The 19751-nt window shown below is 26.8% G+C and carries 21 protein-coding genes; 8 read left to right on the top strand and 13 right to left on the bottom strand.

All coding sequences use genetic code 11. The features are described 5' to 3' along the window. Positions 1 to 541 precede the first annotated feature (541 nt). From ACQ3F0_RS22690 to ACQ3F0_RS22675, 4 genes are all read right to left on the bottom strand, one after another. Positions 542 to 988: a hypothetical protein gene (locus ACQ3F0_RS22690; RefSeq protein ID WP_428868039.1), complete on the bottom strand. Its 447-nt coding sequence runs from the start codon at positions 986 to 988 to the stop codon at positions 542 to 544. Beyond that, positions 985 to 1593 carry an ATP-binding cassette domain-containing protein gene (locus tag ACQ3F0_RS22685; RefSeq protein WP_428868038.1) on the bottom strand — a complete coding sequence of 203 codons (609 nt, stop codon included), beginning with the start codon at positions 1591 to 1593 and terminating at the stop codon, positions 985 to 987. Before ACQ3F0_RS22685 ends, ACQ3F0_RS22690 begins: the two co-directional genes overlap by 4 nt. After that, positions 1590 to 3584 carry a DUF1430 domain-containing protein gene (locus ACQ3F0_RS22680; protein WP_428868036.1) on the bottom strand — a complete coding sequence of 665 codons (1995 nt, stop codon included), beginning with the start codon at positions 3582 to 3584 and terminating at the stop codon, positions 1590 to 1592. The genes ACQ3F0_RS22685 and ACQ3F0_RS22680 overlap by 4 nt, the downstream gene beginning before the upstream one ends. A gap of 137 nt (positions 3585 to 3721) precedes the next feature. Next, positions 3722 to 4060, bottom strand: a complete 339-nt coding sequence (locus ACQ3F0_RS22675; RefSeq protein ID WP_428868034.1) for a mediterrocin family bacteriocin — start codon at positions 4058 to 4060, stop codon at positions 3722 to 3724. 324 nt (positions 4061 to 4384) lie between these two features. Here ACQ3F0_RS22675 and ACQ3F0_RS22670 point away from each other — a divergent pair, with 324 nt between their 5' ends. Next, positions 4385 to 4969, top strand: coding sequence for an accessory gene regulator ArgB-like protein (locus ACQ3F0_RS22670; RefSeq protein WP_428868033.1), 585 nt, complete (start codon positions 4385 to 4387; stop codon positions 4967 to 4969). Between the two features lie 6 nt (positions 4970 to 4975). Here the strand turns inward: ACQ3F0_RS22670 and ACQ3F0_RS22665 are convergent, their stop codons facing one another. Next, positions 4976 to 6226 carry a sensor histidine kinase gene (locus ACQ3F0_RS22665; protein WP_428868031.1) on the bottom strand — a complete coding sequence of 417 codons (1251 nt, stop codon included), beginning with the start codon at positions 6224 to 6226 and terminating at the stop codon, positions 4976 to 4978. 14 nt (positions 6227 to 6240) lie between these two features. Further along, positions 6241 to 6975 (bottom strand): LytR/AlgR family response regulator transcription factor, encoded by a 735-nt coding sequence (locus ACQ3F0_RS22660; protein ID WP_428868030.1) that lies wholly within the window; start codon positions 6973 to 6975, stop codon positions 6241 to 6243. Between the two features lie 347 nt (positions 6976 to 7322). Here ACQ3F0_RS22660 and ACQ3F0_RS22655 point away from each other — a divergent pair, with 347 nt between their 5' ends. The 6 genes from ACQ3F0_RS22655 (at position 7323) to ACQ3F0_RS22630 (ending at position 11947) form a co-directional block, all read left to right on the top strand. Continuing rightward, positions 7323 to 7811, top strand: coding sequence for a DUF2975 domain-containing protein (locus ACQ3F0_RS22655; protein WP_428868028.1), 489 nt, complete (start codon positions 7323 to 7325; stop codon positions 7809 to 7811). 14 nt (positions 7812 to 7825) lie between these two features. Continuing rightward, positions 7826 to 8032, top strand: a complete 207-nt coding sequence (locus ACQ3F0_RS22650) for a helix-turn-helix domain-containing protein (protein ID WP_428868026.1) — start codon at positions 7826 to 7828, stop codon at positions 8030 to 8032. Between the two features lie 12 nt (positions 8033 to 8044). Further along, entirely contained in the window at positions 8045 to 9616 is a 1572-nt protein-coding gene (locus ACQ3F0_RS22645; protein ID WP_428868025.1) for a DUF4153 domain-containing protein, read from the top strand. Between the two features lie 414 nt (positions 9617 to 10030). Next, entirely contained in the window at positions 10031 to 10795 is a 765-nt protein-coding gene (locus ACQ3F0_RS22640; RefSeq protein WP_428868023.1) for a DUF5412 domain-containing protein, read from the top strand. A gap of 139 nt (positions 10796 to 10934) precedes the next feature. Next, complete coding sequence (locus tag ACQ3F0_RS22635; RefSeq protein WP_428868022.1) at positions 10935 to 11255, top strand: PadR family transcriptional regulator; 321 nt, start codon at positions 10935 to 10937, stop codon at positions 11253 to 11255. A gap of 14 nt (positions 11256 to 11269) precedes the next feature. Beyond that, positions 11270 to 11947, top strand: coding sequence for a DUF1048 domain-containing protein (locus ACQ3F0_RS22630; RefSeq protein ID WP_428868020.1), 678 nt, complete (start codon positions 11270 to 11272; stop codon positions 11945 to 11947). A gap of 78 nt (positions 11948 to 12025) precedes the next feature. Here ACQ3F0_RS22630 and ACQ3F0_RS22625 read toward each other — a convergent pair whose 3' ends face one another. Next, positions 12026 to 12511, bottom strand: a complete 486-nt coding sequence (locus tag ACQ3F0_RS22625; protein WP_428868018.1) for a rhodanese-like domain-containing protein — start codon at positions 12509 to 12511, stop codon at positions 12026 to 12028. A gap of 191 nt (positions 12512 to 12702) precedes the next feature. On the opposite strand from ACQ3F0_RS22625, the gene ACQ3F0_RS22620 reads away from it, so the two are divergent. Then, positions 12703 to 13986, top strand: coding sequence for a glycoside hydrolase family 18 protein (locus ACQ3F0_RS22620; protein ID WP_428868016.1), 1284 nt, complete (start codon positions 12703 to 12705; stop codon positions 13984 to 13986). A 364-nt stretch (positions 13987 to 14350) separates the two neighbouring features. On the opposite strand, the gene ACQ3F0_RS22615 is transcribed toward ACQ3F0_RS22620, so the two are convergent. The 6 genes from ACQ3F0_RS22615 to ACQ3F0_RS22590 all read right to left on the bottom strand — a co-directional run bounded on the left by ACQ3F0_RS22615 (position 14351) and on the right by ACQ3F0_RS22590 (position 19562). Continuing rightward, entirely contained in the window at positions 14351 to 15172 is an 822-nt protein-coding gene (locus tag ACQ3F0_RS22615; RefSeq protein WP_428868014.1) for a mechanosensitive ion channel family protein, read from the bottom strand. Positions 15173 to 15312: 140 nt separating this feature from the next. Beyond that, the gene (locus ACQ3F0_RS22610) at positions 15313 to 15630 is read right to left on the bottom strand and encodes an HD-GYP domain-containing protein (protein WP_428868012.1); all 318 of its coding nucleotides are present in this window, start codon (positions 15628 to 15630) and stop codon (positions 15313 to 15315) included. 658 nt (positions 15631 to 16288) lie between these two features. Continuing rightward, positions 16289 to 16657, bottom strand: coding sequence for a hypothetical protein (locus ACQ3F0_RS22605; RefSeq protein ID WP_428868011.1), 369 nt, complete (start codon positions 16655 to 16657; stop codon positions 16289 to 16291). Between the two features lie 23 nt (positions 16658 to 16680). Further along, positions 16681 to 17739: a ParM/StbA family protein gene (locus tag ACQ3F0_RS22600; RefSeq protein WP_428868009.1), complete on the bottom strand. Its 1059-nt coding sequence runs from the start codon at positions 17737 to 17739 to the stop codon at positions 16681 to 16683. Between the two features lie 198 nt (positions 17740 to 17937). Further along, positions 17938 to 18192, bottom strand: coding sequence for a TM1266 family iron-only hydrogenase system putative regulator (locus tag ACQ3F0_RS22595; protein ID WP_428868007.1), 255 nt, complete (start codon positions 18190 to 18192; stop codon positions 17938 to 17940). Between the two features lie 221 nt (positions 18193 to 18413). Then, a complete protein-coding gene (locus tag ACQ3F0_RS22590) occupies positions 18414 to 19562 on the bottom strand; it encodes a Card1-like endonuclease domain-containing protein (protein ID WP_428868005.1) in 1149 nt (382 codons plus the stop codon). Between the last annotated feature and the right edge of the window lie 189 nt (positions 19563 to 19751).

Below are 19751 nucleotides of genomic sequence, written 5' to 3'. Positions count from 1 at the left end.
AAATATATTTTATAAATAATTCAATAAATTAAATACCTGTATAATAAAATTCTGTATAAAGATCTTTATTACTATTTTAATTTTTCTTAACATTTAATCTTCTTTCTGTTCAAATCTCTTGATATTTTTGAAGTTCAAATTGATATAGACCTATATCCAATTTACAATATTTATAATAATATTCCATTTATTAAATTACAACCCGTATTACATGAAACGGTATTTTTCTGTCATGAAATGGCATCCCAATCCATTTCATGACAGAATATACCCGTTTCATGCAACTTCTATTGACTCTGGATTTATTTTGAGTTAATGTCAAAGTAATTTTCAGCGAGTTTTAAACAAATATAAATTAAATTTCACGGAGGAATATTTTATAATGCAAATAAATAACTTTATAAAAAACTTTTCTAACACCATAGCTAAAAAAAATCTAATGTCTACTGAAGACATTAGTAAAACAGAATATACTAATAGGATATTTTAGTCTAAATACCTAATATTAAATACATAAAAGCTTAATAATCAAATTGGCCAATTATTCCAACTTCCACATTTCATTAGCTTTAAAAAATAATTCCTCTAATTCGGCTTTATGTTCTTGAAGTTTTTTGATTGCAATCTTGTCCTCTTTATCTATTGAATTCATATTTTCATCAACATAGATTTCATATGCTCCACCTTCTTCTTGTACTCTAAACCCATATTCATACCCACCAAATATCAATGGCCATATTATTAAAAGTTCACCTTTTTCCATATTAGAAACCGCCAAATTTCCTGTATACTGTAAATAATCTGGTTTTTTTACACTGTAGGTAAAACCATCTTCTTTTTTTATACCATACACCCCATACTTATCTTTAGGTACAGCTTTAATAAATTTATGATACTTAACTGTTGTTATTAAAAACCAACTTAAATTCAAAATAACAACTCCTAGTATGATAAATTGAAAAATTCTTTTCCCATTAATCTTTATCATAAATTCACCACCTTATTTCCTCTTTTTTTTATGTACTCATCATGCGTAACAAGTATAATTGTTTTTCCTTGTTCATTTAGTTGTTTTAAGATATTGAGTACAGCTCCTGCATTCTTTTTATCAAGAGAGCCTGTTGGTTCATCAGCCAGTATAATATCACATCTTTTTAGCATCAATCTAGCCAAAGCTACTCTTTGTTGCTCTCCACCTGATAATGTATATACTTTTTTATTCAGTTTTTCTTCTAAACCCACAATATTCAAAGCCTCTTCTATTGATAAATTTGTCTTACAATTTTTATGAACAAGTTTTAGATTTTCTTTAACGGTTTTATTATCAACTAATGCAAAGTTTTGAAATAAAAAACCAATTTTTGTTCTAAAATAATTTAGATGCTTTCTTTTATTTCTAATATCTATTCCATCAACAATTATTTTGCCACTATCTATTTTTTCAATTGCTCCAATCATATTTAATAACGTTGTTTTACCACAACCACTGGGACCTGAAAATATGACAAAATCTCCATCTTCTATTGTTAAATTGAAATCTGTAAATACTACATTATCATCAAACTTTTTAGTTATATTTTTTATTTCAATCATAAATTTCCTCCCTTTAATATCTTCTGAATTTTAGAATTTTCAATCCTATGTATGTAAAATGTAATAACAAATAATTCTAATATCAAGATGATTGTTCCTCCGAAAGCTAAATAATAAGCTTCCTTAGTTTCCATTATTCTCGCAACAATAACCGCTATTATCATACTTAATATCGTAGTTATAACTGTCATCATAATAATTTTCCTATTTTTTTCTAACACACTATACCCCATAACTTTCTTAATAGAAAGCTCAATGGCATTTACTTCATACTCTAACCTAATAATTGAACTAATAATGATAAATTCTAAAAGTAAAATTAAAACACTAAATACTAAATTAATATATAAAATTCTTTTAGCTATTATCCAACTGTTTTTATATTTTTTTAAAACATTTGTTTTCTGAACATTTTGATCTTGTAAATTATATTCCACTAAAAATTTGTTGAATTCATCAAGTTCATCATCTGAGGATATTTTATACATAGTGTCATATAAATAATCTAATCTTTTTCCATTCAAATCATTATCGTCACTCTGACTTTTAACTTTATCCACTGCCATATTATTGTAAATAATAGCGGGATTTTTGACTAAGTTACTTCCGTATATAGTATCTTCATCTATTCCAACAATATCTACATTATCATGGTAATAAATAACATCATAATCATAATCAAATTTATTCCCTTCATTAAATCGTATATATCCTTCTAGACTACCGATAACTTCAGAACTCTCTTTCATGTTTTCAGGTAATAGAAAATAAAAATCTTTATCTAAATTAATACCTCTCAATTCATCTATTTTGTTAGATAAATAATCAAAATAGTTTGTATTTGCTAAAATACCTTCTACCCTTAAATAATCAGAAATATCTTTTAGTGCAGTTACGTGAAATTCTTCAAAAAATTCTCTGTAAAACCTTGCTTGCACACTTGCAGTTTCATCCAATCTATCTTTCATAGAGCCATCACTATTTTCAATTGGTCTATACATAAACTTAATGTAGTAATAATCTGAATGGTCTTCAAAAAAAATTTTTTGCTTATAAAGACTATAAGATTGAGAAATAAAAGCTATGTTGCTAGATATTATAAAAATCGTAATAATAGTTGTCACTAATTTTAAACCATAATTAAGTGATAATAAGTTTTTAGAGCCTTTACCATTAGAAAAAACCTCTTTTATATCATAAAAATATATATTTAAATATAATAACCCATTAATGCATAATAAAAAAATAAATGCTATAATTGAGATTTTAAAATTGAAGAATACATGAGTATATCTTGTTAGTATAAATAATATTCCTGTAAAAATTGAACTAAATACTAAAGAATCTAAAATAATATTTTTCCAAATAATTTTACTTATTTTTTCTCCCATAGACACTCTAACAACATTTTCTTTCTTTTGTAAAATTACATCATAAAAAGATAGTAATAAAATTATACTAATGATAAGTAGCCATATAGCAACTGTATTATTTCTTGACTCTTTATCAGGATAACCTTCTTTAGGATGATTACCTGCATACTTATCAATTAAATCCATTTTGAATTGATGAACTTGCCCTTTACTACCAATAATATAATAGTCATGCATATTCTCAATATTAGGTGTATTTTCAATATCATTGAATTCAATATTTATATTCCCCACAAAAAGGCTTGTGTACTTTCCTTCAAATATATTTGAATTCTCATTAATATATTTCTCAACTCCTGATGTCCCATAAATTTCGTATTCAGCAAGAGAAATATTAGGCTGAAGTCTTATATAGGTAAATACTTCAACTTCGTTGCGAGCAGCTGAATCAAGAATATCAGTAATCATTTCTTCACTAGTTATACGACTTTGTAAATATAATGTAGTATTATCATATTGAGTATAAAAATTATCTAAATAAAAAATATGACTTTCTCCTATAATTAAAAGACCTATAAACATTATTAAAAAACTAATAATATACTTAATCCATTTCATAAATATCCCTCCGTACTTCTTAGTTGCCAATATAACTTATATTTTTTTATAGTTTCTTACTTCCCCATTCTTATTTATCCATAACAATGAGGAAGTTTTTAATTTTGAATTTTATTAATAAATATAAAAATATATTATTAATATTTTATCCCATAAAGTACAGTATCAGAGTTGTGCCTAACTTCTATTTTTGCCCAGTAACCTGCTTCTGCCATATTATTAGACGAATATTTGTTTACAACCACTGCCATATGTTCCACTGAATTATGTTTTGTATGAGTGTAATCTTCATTAATCAAAAATGTATTAAATCCATATTTCATCACCCAATCCGAGCCATATACTGGTACTTCCCAAGAACTTGTAAAAGTATGTGAGCCACTCCACACTTTATATTCACTAGCAAATACAGGTTTAGATGAAACCAACATCACTAAAAGAGTTAAAGCACTAATTATTTTTTTTGATTTTTTCATAAAATTTCCTCCTTAATTTTATTATATTTTCTACTCTCAAGCGCTTGATAATAGACTCCTTATTACAAATCAAACCATAAAAGTTATATTTTTATAATAATTGTCGACACAATCAACTCTATACTAAACCCATAGCCTGTACAACCCATCTTGCATGAAACGTGCTTTTTCTGTCATGAAATGTACCCCTACCCGTTTCATGACAAAATATACCCGTTTCATGCAACTTCTATTGACTCTGCACTTGGTTTGAGTTAATGTCAAAGTAATTTTCAGCGAGTTTTAAACAAAGATAAATTAAATTTCACGAAGGGATATTTTACAATGCAAATAAATAACTTTATAAAAAGCTTTTCTAACATCATAGCCAAAAAAAATCTAATGTCTACTGGAGACATTAGTAAAACAGAATATACTATAAAAACTTTTTTCTATGAAATTGTCAAAATTTCATTATTGATTATTTTATTTGCCTTTTGGGGTCATTTTGATAAATTTATATTTGCACTTATTTTATTAACATCAATAGGATATTTTAGTGGAGGCTTTCATTTTTATAATAATATATACAGTTTTCTTTTTTCGGTAGCATTTTTTATATTTGCAATAGTTATACTGCCGACTATTCCTTTTATTAATAATCTTTATTTTTATTTTGTTATTAGTTATCTCAGTATAATAATAATTTTTTACTTTTCTCCTATACCATCAAAATCCAGACCAATAACTAGCTTTAAGCATAAAGAAAAAGCCAAAACGCTTGCATTATCAATTACACTCTTTTGGCTTGTTATATTATTTACTTTTTTTTATCATTCAAAATTTTTCACAACTGGTATATGGACTATAGTATTACAAAGTATACAACTGATAATATCAGGATGTATTAACCACGAAAAAAGCAAATAACTTTGTTTATGGAAACATTAGTTTAAAAGTTGTTATTCCATTGTTATGTGAAATTTCTATAAATCCTTTATAGGATTTTACTATCTTTTGAACATTATAAAGTCCATATCCTCTTTTTTTACCTTTTGTAGAAAATCCAATTTTAAAAAATTTATTTTTTTCTATATTATTTAACAATACTCCAGTATTTTGTACTTCTATTACCTTTAGTTCTTCTTCATTTTTCATATTAATTACTATCTTTTTATCTTTTTTATCAACTGACTCTGTAGCTTCAATAGCATTATCAATAATATTTCCAATTACCTCTGTGATTTCATAATCTTTCAATGGATATACTGGAATAGGTTTTTCATAATTAAATTTAAAATCTATATTTTTTGAATTGGCAATATTGCTTTTACTATATATTAAGGAGCTTATTATAATATTACCAGTATTAATAAGCTTGTCTTTCTCAGAAAAACTCTGTACTAAATTATCTATATAATCTTTTATCTCATCATTTCCTTCATGTTCCGCTATACCATATATTGCATGAAGATGATTTCTAATATCATGTTGTTTACCTTTAAGTTCATTCATTAAATTTTGGAGCAAAGGATTATATTCATTGTATATTTCTATAACTTTTTTATTTTCTCTTATTTTAATTATTTCATAAAAAACAATAATCACAAGCAAAGTCCATATAATTATCCCACTTAATATTAAAGGTAAATATCCCAATCCTTCAGTAATACTAGAATCCCATATGAAACTATGTATCATAAAAGGAAATATTATAATAATACTAATGAAATTAACCAACATATCTTCCTTTATATACATATCAGTTATCTTATTTATAGGTACATACTTATACACTACTAAACTGATTATTAATACACCTATACTCATTATTACTCCATTTATGAAAATATTCTCATTTATATTAACTTTAAGAAGTTGCATTACTAACATAACAAATACTTGAAAAATATAAACAAAAATAAATGCAGTAAAATAATCAAATATAGCAGCAACAAAGTTAATTTGAAATAATATCTTTAGCAATATTATTTCATAAATCGCAACTGTAACTGCTCTCATAGGTAAATTAAAATTATTAAAAACAAAACTAAATATAACCGAAAAAGCTATTAAAGCAATTATTTTTGATTTCTTTTCTCTAATTCTGTTATCTATTTTTACTATAATTAAAGAAGTACTTATTATTTCCATAGTAGATAATATTATTATTTCATATAGACCCATTAATGCCATTCCCCTTATAATTCCGTTCTTTCAAATAAATCTTTTTTATATTTTTCACTTAATAAAGCACATTCATCATAATTACTAAAACTTATCTCCCATAACCTCTTACCATATTTGCTAACCTTCAGAATGTTCTTCATATTAACAACATAAGACTTATGTACCTTTACAAAATCATTTGAACCTGCTTCGTTAATTTTAGTTTTTATTTTCTTTAAAGGTATATTATTAAATTCCAGCACGCCATTTACTGTATGAACTCTTAAGTTTCTAGCTTGTACTTCTATAAAATATATATCATCTAAAACAATTTTATAAATCACAATGCCGCTTTCAAGGGTTATAACCTTTTTTTCATCATCTTTTGTTTGTTGTTTTATACCTTTTGAAAGTTTGTTTATTGTATCAATAATTTTATCCTTACTAAAAGGTTTTTCTATAAAATCGTAACAATGATATTCTTGTAGCGCCTTTGGGAGATATGAAATATACGTGGTTATAAAAACAATATATGAGAATTCATAGTCTTCAATTGAACGAATCTCTTCTGCAATCTTCATACCTCCAATATCTGGAAGTTCAATATCAAGAAAAAATAAATCTATTCTCTCTTTTTTCAATATATCTATTGCTTCTTCTCCTGTTTCTGCAGATCGTAAATTTATATCATAAAAATTTTCATTTATTATTTTACATAGATTTTCTCTTATTACTTCATTGTCTTCAACTACAAGTATATTTATCATTTCTTTTTACCTCAATTTTTCTAAAATTACAAACAAATCTTACAAGAAATATTTTAACATATTATGTCGCATTTAACTATTTATTGTTCTATTTCTTATTTATTCTTAACCAACACATTTTGCTTTACAAAAGAGTTTTTAATCTTTTATTACAATACAAAAGCTTTCGTATAAACGAAAGGTATCCTTTACTGTGAACTGTAGACTGCAATCTGCAAACTAACTAATTTATTGTTTTTCAATAAAAAAATATCATTTTACACTAATTTTATATTGATTTTCAAAATAATATGATGTATTATTACTTTAAAGTAGTTAATTAAAACAATTCTTTAGGAGGATTTTTCATGAAATATTATGGAAAGATGTCATTATCATCAATTTTAAGGATTTTACTTGATTTATTAATGGTTGGTGGATTAGTTTTATGGGTTATAACCTTTGTTAAATATGTATTGAATACTGGAGAGTTAACTCCAAGACTAACAATAACTTATATTCTATTTGCAATTGGAGGAATTGCATCTTTAGCTATTCTTTACTATCTAAGAAGAATAGTATGTACTCTAATAAAAGTTACTCCTTTTGTTTCTGACAATGAGCGCAGTTTAAAAAGAATTTCAATTTGCTGTTTCACTATTACCTCAAATTACATAATTAATTTTGTTATAAACAAACAGTATACAGATTTTGATATTATAACCTTTGATTTAACAGGTATTCACACTGACTTTGAAGCAATGATATTTTTCTTTGCAGGGTGCTTTATACTAATACTTTCTAAGGTATTCAAACAAGCCGTTCAAGTAAAAGAAGAAAATGATTTAACAATATAAACGGGGGACAAATTATGGCTATTATCGTTAATTTAGATGTTATGATGGCAAAACGGAAAATTTCACTTTCCAATTTAGCCGAAAAAGTAGGAATTACAAATGCAAATTTATCAATATTGAAAACAGGAAAAGCAAAAGCAATTCGATTCTCAACATTAGAGGCAATATGTAGAGAATTAGATTGTCAACCTGGTGACATTTTAGAATACAAAAAAGATTAATGAGGTGATTTTATGGATTATAGAAATTCAATTAATGAAATTGATTTAACTCAGTCTAGTAATAAATGGCTAGAATATCACAATTTAAGCAAAGGAAGAAATGAAGAGATAAGAACAATTGATAGAGATAAATCATCTACTACAAAAATATGGAGTATTATCATAATACTTTTATCTGCTATAATTTTTGATACTTTTTTTATTGGAAAAAATATTGGTATTTCATTCTTCATTTATTGTTTGATACTACTTGTATGTTTTTATGTAACAAATAAAGAAACAATTAAACTTAGAAAAAGTGCAGGATGGTTCTTATTGATACCTTCTTTGTTAATATCATTTAGTTATACATTAAATAATAATATCACTTTAAGATCAATGAATATTTTAATGCTTCCTATATTATTTACTTCTAGCTTTTTGCTTATTATATATGCTTCTTTAGAATGGTATAAATTTAGATTTGTTAAAGATTTTTTCAGAAGAATTTTACCTTTAACTATAGAAAATATGTTTAAACCATTTTCATTTTCAAAAGATGTTTTTGCTTCAAAAAAAGAAAAAAAATCTTTAAATAAAGATATTATTTTAGGTATTTTAATTACTATTCCAGTATTAATTGTAATATTGTTATTACTAGCTTCATCAGATTTAGTTTTTAATTATTATATTACAGACTGGATTCCTAATTTAGATCTAGATTTTGATTTTGGACACTTTTTAAGGATTTTTATAGTTTTTATAGCTACCTTTGGTTTTATGTGGAGTTTCAATTATCCTATTCAAAGATTAATAGTTACTAAAAAAGAAAAAACTTCTGTGAGTTCATCGATAATATTAGTCTTACTAATATCATTAAATATCGTATATTTGTTATTTGCCATAATACAATCTAGCTTTTTATATACTAATGGTGGAAAAACTCTACCTGCTGGTATAACTTATGCTCAATATGCACGAACAGGATTCTTCCAACTAGTTTTAGTTACATTGATTAATTTATCAATTATATATTTTTCCACTAAATATATATGGTATAAAAATGAAAAAGCCAAGAAAATATCTAAAATTTTATTGTCTTTAATTGTGTTGTTTACTTTAAATATGCTTTATGCATCCCATTTCAAACTATCTTTATATGAAAATTATTATGGATTTACTTATTTAAGATTTTATGTTCATTATACAATTTTAACAATTTTTATTTTATTAATTATTTCTTTTGTGGGGATTTGGTCTATAAAAGTTTCTATAGCTAAACTAACATTGATATCACTATTAACAATGTATACAGTAATAAATTTCTTTAATGTAGATGGTTTTATCGCTAAAAGGAATATTCAACGATACATGGCTACTGCTAAAATTGATATGGCATATAATATAAGTCTTTCTGTTGATGCATTTGAGGAAATCTATTCTTTAAAAGACGAACTTGACTATTATATTAGCTATAATTCTAAAGAGTATATAAATAGAATAATTGAAGAGTTAGATACCTCTACTAAATGGTATGAATTTAATATTAAAAAGAATAGTATCAAGGAGTTTTTAGAAGATGAAGGATATACTGTTGAAAAATAAAAATTTATTGTTAAAAAATTATTGGTTGTCCCTTTCATTGGCTTTATTTGTACTTTGGCTTGAATATTTATCTTTTCGCACCGTAAGTTTTAGTTTGATTTTTGTATTTGCTACAGTATTATTTTCTTTGTTGTTAACTTGGACTATAACCTTAAATAATATGAAAATATCTGTACTTATGTGCCTTTGGAATTTAATAATTTCATTTGTTCCTTGGCATTTATTACTCTTTTTATTCTTTTATAAAGATAAAGCTTATATAAACAGAGGAGCCTTACCTAGTATGTTTTTTTGTGTACTTTCATTAATTGCTTTGAATATTCTTGTTTACAAATTTTTATATAAGTATTTGTTAAAGAATAAAGAAGATAACTTTTTGTTTTAGTAAAAGTTTATCTATAGGAGATGAAAATAATGAAACTAAAATTTAGTAAAATTTTATATGGTCTATTTGAGTTATTAATTGCAGTTGCAGCCTTTGCAACTGGAGGTTTAATGATACTTAACCCTAATGGAGCATATAGGAGTTTTCCTCCTGAGTTTCCCCAAGAATGGCTGACTAAAGTTCCATTTAATAATTGGTTTATACCAGGAATTATTGCTATTTTAATTTTCGGACTTGGAAATTTTTTAGCTGGAATTAATAATTTTATAAAATCTCAAAAGCATTCTGGAATTATTGGGATAATTATGGGTAGTTTATTACTTATAAGTATTATTGCTCAAATGCTAATTCTTGATGTTTATCTTATTAGCGTTGAATGCTTGATTATAGGTATCGTTCAATTGGGTTTGGGTGTTCATTTACTTAAAGGAGGAGAATTATTGAAAAAGAAAATAGCCATTATTCTTATTATAGTTCTTGCACTTCTATCCTATGGAGTATACTGGGCTTTTTACCATATGGGAAGATTACCAAAAGGCGAATTTATTACCGAAGTACAATCACCTGATGGAAAATATACTATTAAGGCATATGTATCAGAAGGAACTCTCTCGGCACCTGCTGTAAGAGCTGAATTAAACTACAATGAAAAAATAAAAAAGTCTAAAAATATATATTGGAACTATAGAGAAGACCATGCTAACATTGAGTGGATTGACAACGTTACTGTTATTATAAACAATCATAAGCTAAATGTTATTCAGGATATCTTTGATTGGAGACGTGAAGATTAATTATACAATTACAATAAATACTTAATGTTATATATTTACACTCACACTACTTTGTGTTACAATGTAGTTAAGGTACTTGGTAATACAAAGTACTTGTTTTTTTAACTTTACTACTATGTTTAACAAGGTAGGTGATTTGATGAAAGATAATTCTCAACTAGTAAGGGGAATACTAGAAGGCTGCATTTTAAAAATCATTAGCAACGGAGAAACTTATGGATATGAAATAGTAGAAAAACTAAAGACCTATGGATTCAAAAATTGCACCGAAGGTACTGTTTATCCAATCTTAATTAGACTGGAAAAAAATAAAAAGCTGAGTTTTATAAAAAAAGCTTCCCCCCTTGGTCCAAAACGAAAATATTATAGTTTAACGGATATAGGTAATGAGGACTTAAATGATTTTAATAGTACCTGGAATGAATTAAAAATTTGTGTTGATGGAATTTTAAATAATTAAGGAGGATATTTATTGTGGTAAGTTTAAAAGAAAAAATCAAAGCTCATCATGCTTTAAGCAAAAATCTCACAGGAGAGTACAAAAAAACTTATGAAGAAATTATAGTTTATTTACGAACAAGTAGGTTAATTGATGTAGATGCCGAAGAAGCTGTTGGAGATATTCTAACGATGCTCCTTGAAGGTCAAGAAAGAAAAACGGATATTCATAATATTTTAGGAAGCGATATTAAAGATTTTTGTGATAATATTATCTCTTCCTATGGTAATCATGATAAGAGACAAAGACTCAGACAAAATATACAAATTATTCTACTAAGTTTAATAATAAGCACTTTCTTTTCTTACGTAAATATTGAATTGCCAAAAATACTAAATAATTCTCAATCTTGGGTTACCTTTAATATATCTGTAGCTATGCTATTGATGATTTTTATATTGAGCATTTCTTCATATATATTAGCAACATTTTTTATAAATGGACATTTTGAAAAAGACATAAAAAAAAGAAAAAAGGTAGAACGTAAAGAAACTATTAATTTTGCTTTATTCTTCATTTTCATAGTTGCTTCTCTAGTAGTAATAGAGCGTTTATTAGGAAATACTATACTTTTTACTACACAAGTATATTGGATAATTCTTATATTAATCTTACTATTTTTATTATATAGATTTCTCCAACCAAAAGTATAAATAGTTCAACTGGAAACTCTATAGATAAAACAAATGGTTTTCGAATCCACGAAAACCATTTGTTTTATCAAAGCAAATTCAATTTTTTTCTGTTTCATAAGGCCAATCTTGAATTCCACCTAAGTTATAAACATTTGTATATCCCATTTTACATAAAATTCTTGTTGCTCTTTTACTTCTCTTTCCTAGTTTACAGTAAACTATTATTGTTGCATTTTTATCAGATAAAACTTCTGAAGCTTTTTCTCCCAAATCATCTATTGGCAAATTCACACTGTTAGGAATACGTTTTTCTGCATATTCTTCTGGAGTTCTTACATCCAACAGAATAATATTCCCATCTTTTTGGAGCATTTCTTTAGCTTTTAATGGTGAAATTCTTTTACAATTATTTTGTCTGTTTTTATCCTGTCTGTTTTTATCACGTTTTTCAGTTATATTTATCCCATTTTCTTTTTTTGCATCTCCATTACCTTGTGGCTCTGCAAATACTGATATCCCTAGAGAACCAATAGTAAGTATACTTGCTAAAATTGCTGCCGTTATGTTCATTGTTTTTTTCATGTGTGTCGCCTCCTGTTTTCTTTTGAAATCTCAACAAATCGATTTTAGTATACCCATATGCAAAAATAATATGATTTTTTGAATTTAAATTTTTATCTTCTTTGAATACTTCTAGTTACACAATGTCTTTCTCTCCATATAATATTAATGTGACTTGTAATAAAACTAATACTTTAAAAGGAGATGAATTAATGCAGATACACGTTGTTAAATCTGGTGATACCCTGTGGAAAATATCTAAAAAATATAGTTTCCCCCTTGGGAAGCTTATAGATGCAAACAATATTCCAAATCCAAGTAGTTTAGTCGTTGGACAGACTATTGTTATTCCTATTTGGGGGCAATATCACTTTGTAAAATCCGGCGAAACACTTTACTCCATTAGTGAACAATATAAGCTATCCGTTTATGACCTTATGAGAATTAATGGTATAATGAATCCTGCATTTTTACCGATAGGAATCCGCTTGTACATCCCACCTAAGAAAAGACCAATTATAGATACTGGAGGATATATTGATCCAAAAATTACTGGTGTAAACTCCGGGAAAGAAGTTGATAAAGTTGCTGAAAACTTAACATATGTTACAATTTTCAGCTATGCGGTAAATAGAGATGGTACTCTTACTCCTATAGATGATAATCCTTCTATAAATTCTGCTTATCGTCAAGGTGCCCTTCCTCTCATGGTTTTAACAAACTTTGAGAAAGGTACATTTACCACTGAATTGGCAACTGATATACTAACTAATCCTTCACTTCAAAATAAAATTTTAGACGAAGCAATTAGTATAATGAAAGAAAAAGGATACCAAGGACTAGATTTTGACTTTGAATATGTAGGTGCTGAAAATCGGGAAAGGTATAATATATTTTTAAGAAAAGCAAAAGAAAAATTAAAAGCTAATAATTATCTAATCTCTTCTGCATTAGCTCCTAAAATATCTACTGATCAAAAAGGAACTCTATACGAAGGACATGATTATAAAGCTCATGGAGAAATTATGGATTTTATATTTTTCATGACTTATGAATGGGGATGGTCAGGTGGTCCTCCTATGGCTGTATCACCTTTAAACAAAGTTAAGCAAGTTCTAGATTACGCAATTACACAAGTGCCCAAAAATAAAATTATGATGGGTATCCCTCTTTACGGCTATGATTGGACTCTCCCTTACGTAAAAGGAGGAAGGTGGGCTAAGTCTATTGGACCTCAAGATGCAATAAAATTAGCAAAAAAAAATAATGTAAGTATACAATACGACGAAAAAGCTCAATCTCCTTATTTTAATTATTATGATAAAAACGGTCAACAACATGAAGTATGGTTTGAAGATGCTCGTAGTATTCAAGCAAAGTTTGATCTTGTAAAAGAATTAGGTATTAGGGGCTTTTTCTATTGGGTATTAGGAAGAGATTTCCCCCAAAATTGGCTACTTGTAAAAGATAACTTTGTTGTAAGAAAAAGAGTTTAGTTTTCTTACCTCCAAAAGGAAAAATGGGAGCATCAGCTCCCTTCATTAGTTATATATTCTAGTATAATCCAAATGTAAAGTAACATAGAACATTCTAAAGTCTTCTATTAAGTATATTATGTTCTACAAGAAAATATTTCTTAGCATTATGTTGAATTCTAAGAACTAAATATTATTTTATTTGAAAGACATTCTAACATAAGTTACTTTCCGCTATCTTCACAACTTTTGCCTAAATTAATTCAAATAGAAATAATATTAGTATTATAAAAAAATTGCTAAGATATAATTTATAGCATATGTCTTCTTCAAAGCTAAAAATTATAAAAATTCTAATTATGCTATCCTATTATTATATCAGAAATTAGCTTTTTAGCATAGTCACATCCATATGTGGGTATGGAATGTTTATTCCTTCCTTATCAAATGCAACTTTCACTTCTTCCATCAAATCAAAATATACATCCCAATAATGTTCAGTTTTACACCAAACTCTAGTAACAAAATTAACAGAGCTATCACCATGTTCTACTACTCTTATAAATGGTGCTGGATCTTTAAATATAAATTCATGCTTATTGGCAATTTGTCCAATAACTTCTTTTACTTTATTAATATCTGCGTCATATCCTACTCCAAATGTTATATCAACTCTTCTTTTATCATTAGCGGAATAATTTATACAACTACTATTTGAAAGATCCCCATTTGGAACAATTACTCTTTTATTATCTACAGTATTTAAGACAGTATAGATTATTGAAATTTCATCAACAATCCCTGCGTATCCTTGAGCTTCAATAAAATCTCCAACCTTAAATGGTCTAAAAGTTAAAATTAATACTCCACCTGCAAAGTTTGAAAGACTCCCTTGAAAAGCTAAACCTACTGCTAGTCCAGCAGCACCAATCACTGTTAAAAATGGAGCAATCTTAATTAACTCTGTAGTTTCCAGTATACCAAATGTCAGTAATATTTTAAGTCCTATTTCACTTATATTCACCAAATATTTATAAAGTGATTCGTCAATATCTGTTTTACCCAAAAACTTTTTGAATACTTTCATAATTATCTTAATTGCTTTAAAACCTATGAATAAAACCAATAGCGCAATAATGATTTTATATCCATAATTTATAATACTAGTTCCTATAACCTGTAAATTTAAATTCCATAAACTATTCATATGTATTTCCTCCTTTAATTTTTACTTCTGTTTAAATAACTTTATTGCAATAATATAAATGACAATGTGGTTTAACCACATTATAAAATAAAATCTTTAATAAGTAAATCGAAAAAAGCACGAAAAAACATTTCGTACTTTTATTCTTTAATCTTTATACTATCCACAATATTCATAAATGCATTAATCACTTCAGGATTAAATTGTTCACCAGATTCTTCAAGTAGTATCTCTGTAGCCTTATCTTTTGACATTCCTTTTCTATAGACTCTATCAGATGTGACAGCATCAAATGTATCAGCCACAGAAATAATTCTTCCTCCTATAGATATATCTTTACCTTTCAAACCAAAATTTAATACTTCATCTTTTATACCACTGTTACCTAGATCAACTCCAAAATTTGAATTATTCTTCTTTACATAAATAAAGTCTAAATAAGGTACTTTTGCTAACACAAAAGAAAGAACTTTAAATTAAAAGCTTTTACTCAGTAAAAGGTGCCCTTTACTGTCACCTGCCAACTGTACATTGTGCACTGAAATAAAATGCCAGTTTTTTTCGAATTATATTTCTATTACGATTCCTTATTTTACCATGTTTATTTTATTATAAAATGGGTATCATAATTACTGAAAAGGGTTTAAAGTTGTTGAGTTAAGAGTAATACGTGATCAAATATGGTTGTGTATTATTCGACCTAAGATTTTTTCAGGATCGTTGGTATGGTTTTGACTGAGTCGGCGGGAAGATTATTATGTGTTTTGTATAGTTGTATAAGTGTCTACCGATGTTTATACTATTAAAAAAGATGCATAATAGTTGAGCGAAGATCAACTTTAGTTCCGCAGGCTTGAGTTTATAACGTGTTTGAAGTTCTTTAACTTTGAATATTAAAATTTAATGCTAGAGATGTGCTGTTGTCGAAAGATAATACCATGTTTCTAAGGGATTTTTTTTGGTCGAGCAAAGATTTTTATGAGTTGTGTAATGTTTTCTTACAGTTGAAAGATTGTATTTAGATATGTAATGATTTATATTAGTCGGAGTTAAGATGACTTTAAGCTCTTAAATCCTTATAGGGTAAGGCAGGTTTGATTAACCTGCCTTTTTGATTTATATTCTATCCTCTAATTCTAAATCATCCAATACATCAGAGTTTTTTATCCTTATTTTTTTAAAGTCTGGTATAATATTTTCTGTTTCTTTTATAGTATTTTTATTTCTCAAGTTAGTCTTTTCCTGTTTTATAGGCTTGTGGGTTAAATTATTATTTTTAACCGTTTTAACTTCTACATTTAAACCCATCATATACCTAACATCTAATAATTTTTCATCAATATCTTCGTTACCTTCAAATATCAATCCTTTTAAGATTAAGTCTTTTATTCTTGCACTTCTATCACCTTCAATAAACTTAGAAAGCTCTTGGTTAACAATCCTATCTTTCTTTTTTCTAGTACCTATGTAAAGGGATATTTGCATGATTTACCTCCTATCTATATTTATCAAATTGAGCGCTTCCATCTCCTAATACCTTGTTTAAATAAACCCGATGGATTCTGAGTTCTACTTAGATAAGTAGCTTTTTGAAATTCTTCTTCAAGATAAGGTCTCAACGCAGCTGAACCTCCTCCTGTAAAAATAAGATTATCTATAAAGGGAAATGCATCTGCCCATACAGTTTGTATCTCCAAAATTATTCTCTTTGCTAATGTAGAATATGCTTTTTTAATAATTGGAGTTAGATCGTATCCTTTTATCTGACCTGCTGCAACAATATATTGAATTTGTCCATCAGCTACACTTAAATGTAATTCCTGTTCGATGTAATCTTTGATCCACATATAAGCAGTATACATCCCGCTGTTTTTTGTATCACAAAAATCTGAGAGGGGTTCTAAGGTATCAACTAAATATAAATTATGAGTCTTACCGCCAATATCTGATATAGCATTGACTTTTCTTGCCAATTCTTTATTTGTAATTTCTCCTTTATTATCTAAAATAAGATCACATAAAGTTCCGTGGGGTTGGGCTTTTATAATCAAATCATCAACTTTTATTATTTTATTTTCAAAATCTTTCATACCGTAAAGTTTTACTCCAATTTCATGCTGTCTAACAACTTTGGCCTTCATTTTATCCATTCTTTCTTTATCCAAACATGCTTTTACAGGCAATCCCATCACAAGTTTAACCCTACTCATTGGTTTTGTGGCCATTAAATTCAAATGGGTTTTTAATAATACATCAAAAGAAGTATCATTATGCTTGTCCAATGCTCCGTTCCATTGAAGTGCTCTATCTTGTTTAACTGCACATTCACCAACTAAAAACTTTGTTGCATTTACTCTCGCTTCAATTCTACTTAAATTACTTTTTGGTAATTGAGTTAAATCACTATCTTTATCATAAAATTGCCTCCAAGCAGTTACATATGAAGGTGTTATGAACATATTTGAGTTTTCTGATTTTGATTTAGTATCAGCATAGCCATCATCAATAACTTGTACTGTAAAGCCACTTACAACTTTTGTTTTCCCATTTGAATTTCCACTTGACATCACTTTCTCCTCCTCCAGTTAATACAAAATAAATTAAAATCCAATTTATTCCATTATATTACATTGGAATAAATTAGTAAATACATTTTTTGTAAATTGTTTTTTATGTACACTCTAAAAAAATTGTCATATAACAAAAACACCCCACATTATCTTTAATAATGTAGGGTGTTTTATATAAAACTAAATCCAAAAATTTTATTTTACTTCTTTTTTTGATATAGATGTTTTAACTGTAACACCATCAATATTTCCAAGTTTTCCGGTAAGGCTATTTATTTCATCTAAAGTCCCTGTTACAATAATTGAAATAATAGACATATCTTCGTCTTCAAACGGTATTCCCATTCTTCCTTTAACTATTCCTTTGAAATTTGCAACAATTTCATTAAATCTACTACTACTTTCTTTTGGATTTTCTAGAACTGCTCCTAGCACTGCTATTTTTTTCATTTATATACCCCCATATATTCAGTTCACAGTTTTCAGTTTACAGGTGTCAGTTAATGTTGATTTTCTTAAAAAAATCCATTAATAAGTCTCTGTTCGCTTGCTCTTGCGAAAGTTTTCCTAAACTTGATACTGTCAATTGTAACCTGTCAACTGATAGATAAACATCACTTAAAATTAATTAATCGTTGAATTTGTTTATCTACATGTATATGAAGATTATATCAATTTTTAATAATTTTTTCTAATTTTTTCTTGAATTCTTCAACATTCCCTTTAAAAATCACTATTTTTATTCTCATTTCTTCAGCTCTAGAAAATGTACTTCGTTTCGTAGGTTCAGAGGTTGTTACTAATATCTTTTGTACAAACTCTCCACCAATTTTTTCACTGTATACATGTAGTTCATTAAGAGTATCTTCATCATAATGAGATGTATCCTTACATGAAATATAAATTAGTTTTTTACCGGAAGTAGCTAATACATCAATTTCATTCTTTACGTGAAGATTATCATCATCCCATAAAAAAACTACTCCACTTTTCACATCATTTATGTTCGCTATACCCTCTACTATTTCATGAGTTAACACTTCTAACCATGATCCTGTTTTGAATAAAAAGTTTTTAACATCTTTTGAGGTAAATTTCAATGTTATTATTTTATTATTACTATTCACTTTATTAGCTATTTTTTGTGAACACATATTATCTATAAAATTTGTAAGCACCTTCATTTGAAAATCTTTTGTTTGAGTTAATAATATATTTATAAGATAAGGATTTCCTTCACAATGTTTCACAATATTTGGATTTATGAAAACTTTCTTTAAAATTTTCCAATCATCATAATGTCCTAAAATATAATTTGTTATTTTTTCAATGCCTTTATCATTTACCAAATTTGATTCATCATTAAGTATCCTACCACCGCTACTCTCAATATAATCAAAAACCAATAAGTCTTGAAGATTATTTTCCATAGTCTTAACTTCATTCTGTTCAATTAGTAGCATTTCATCTTTTTCTTCATGAATAACAACAGACTTAAATCCATTCTTTTCAGCAACTTTATAAAGGTATAGACTTTGAAGTTTACTACCTCCTGAAATATTTACTATTGTGTTTTTATTATCACATTCCTTAATTAATTTTTCATAAGAAACCATATCAATATCATTAATTTCCATTGAAATAAATTTTGTCTGTGGTAATTTATCAGAATAAAACTCCTGTAAATTATTCAAAATTTCTTTTTGATGTAATGTGTTAGTATAAATAAAAACTACTTCATTAGGTTTTAACTGTAAAGATGCAACTATATTATGGTAATTAAAATCATCAACAATATTCACCAAAGTATTACAATTCATAATATCCTCCATATCATTCATCATAAAATCACTTCTTTCAATTTTATTGTATTTTCAGCATATTGTAAACTAATCTTATTTTTAGCAAAAATTAATTATCTAAAAAGTTCATATGTTTATTATTGGTAAATATCCATACGCTTATGCCTTAAAAACAATTTTAGTAAACTTTTCACCATAATTATAATC

This window comes from Clostridium sediminicola (assembly GCF_050402865.1).
GTDB classification, from domain to species: Bacteria; Bacillota; Clostridia; order Clostridiales; family Clostridiaceae; genus Clostridium_AF; species Clostridium_AF sediminicola.
The sequence above is the reverse complement of the archived record's forward strand: the minus strand, read 5'-3'. Positions and strand labels throughout refer to the sequence as shown.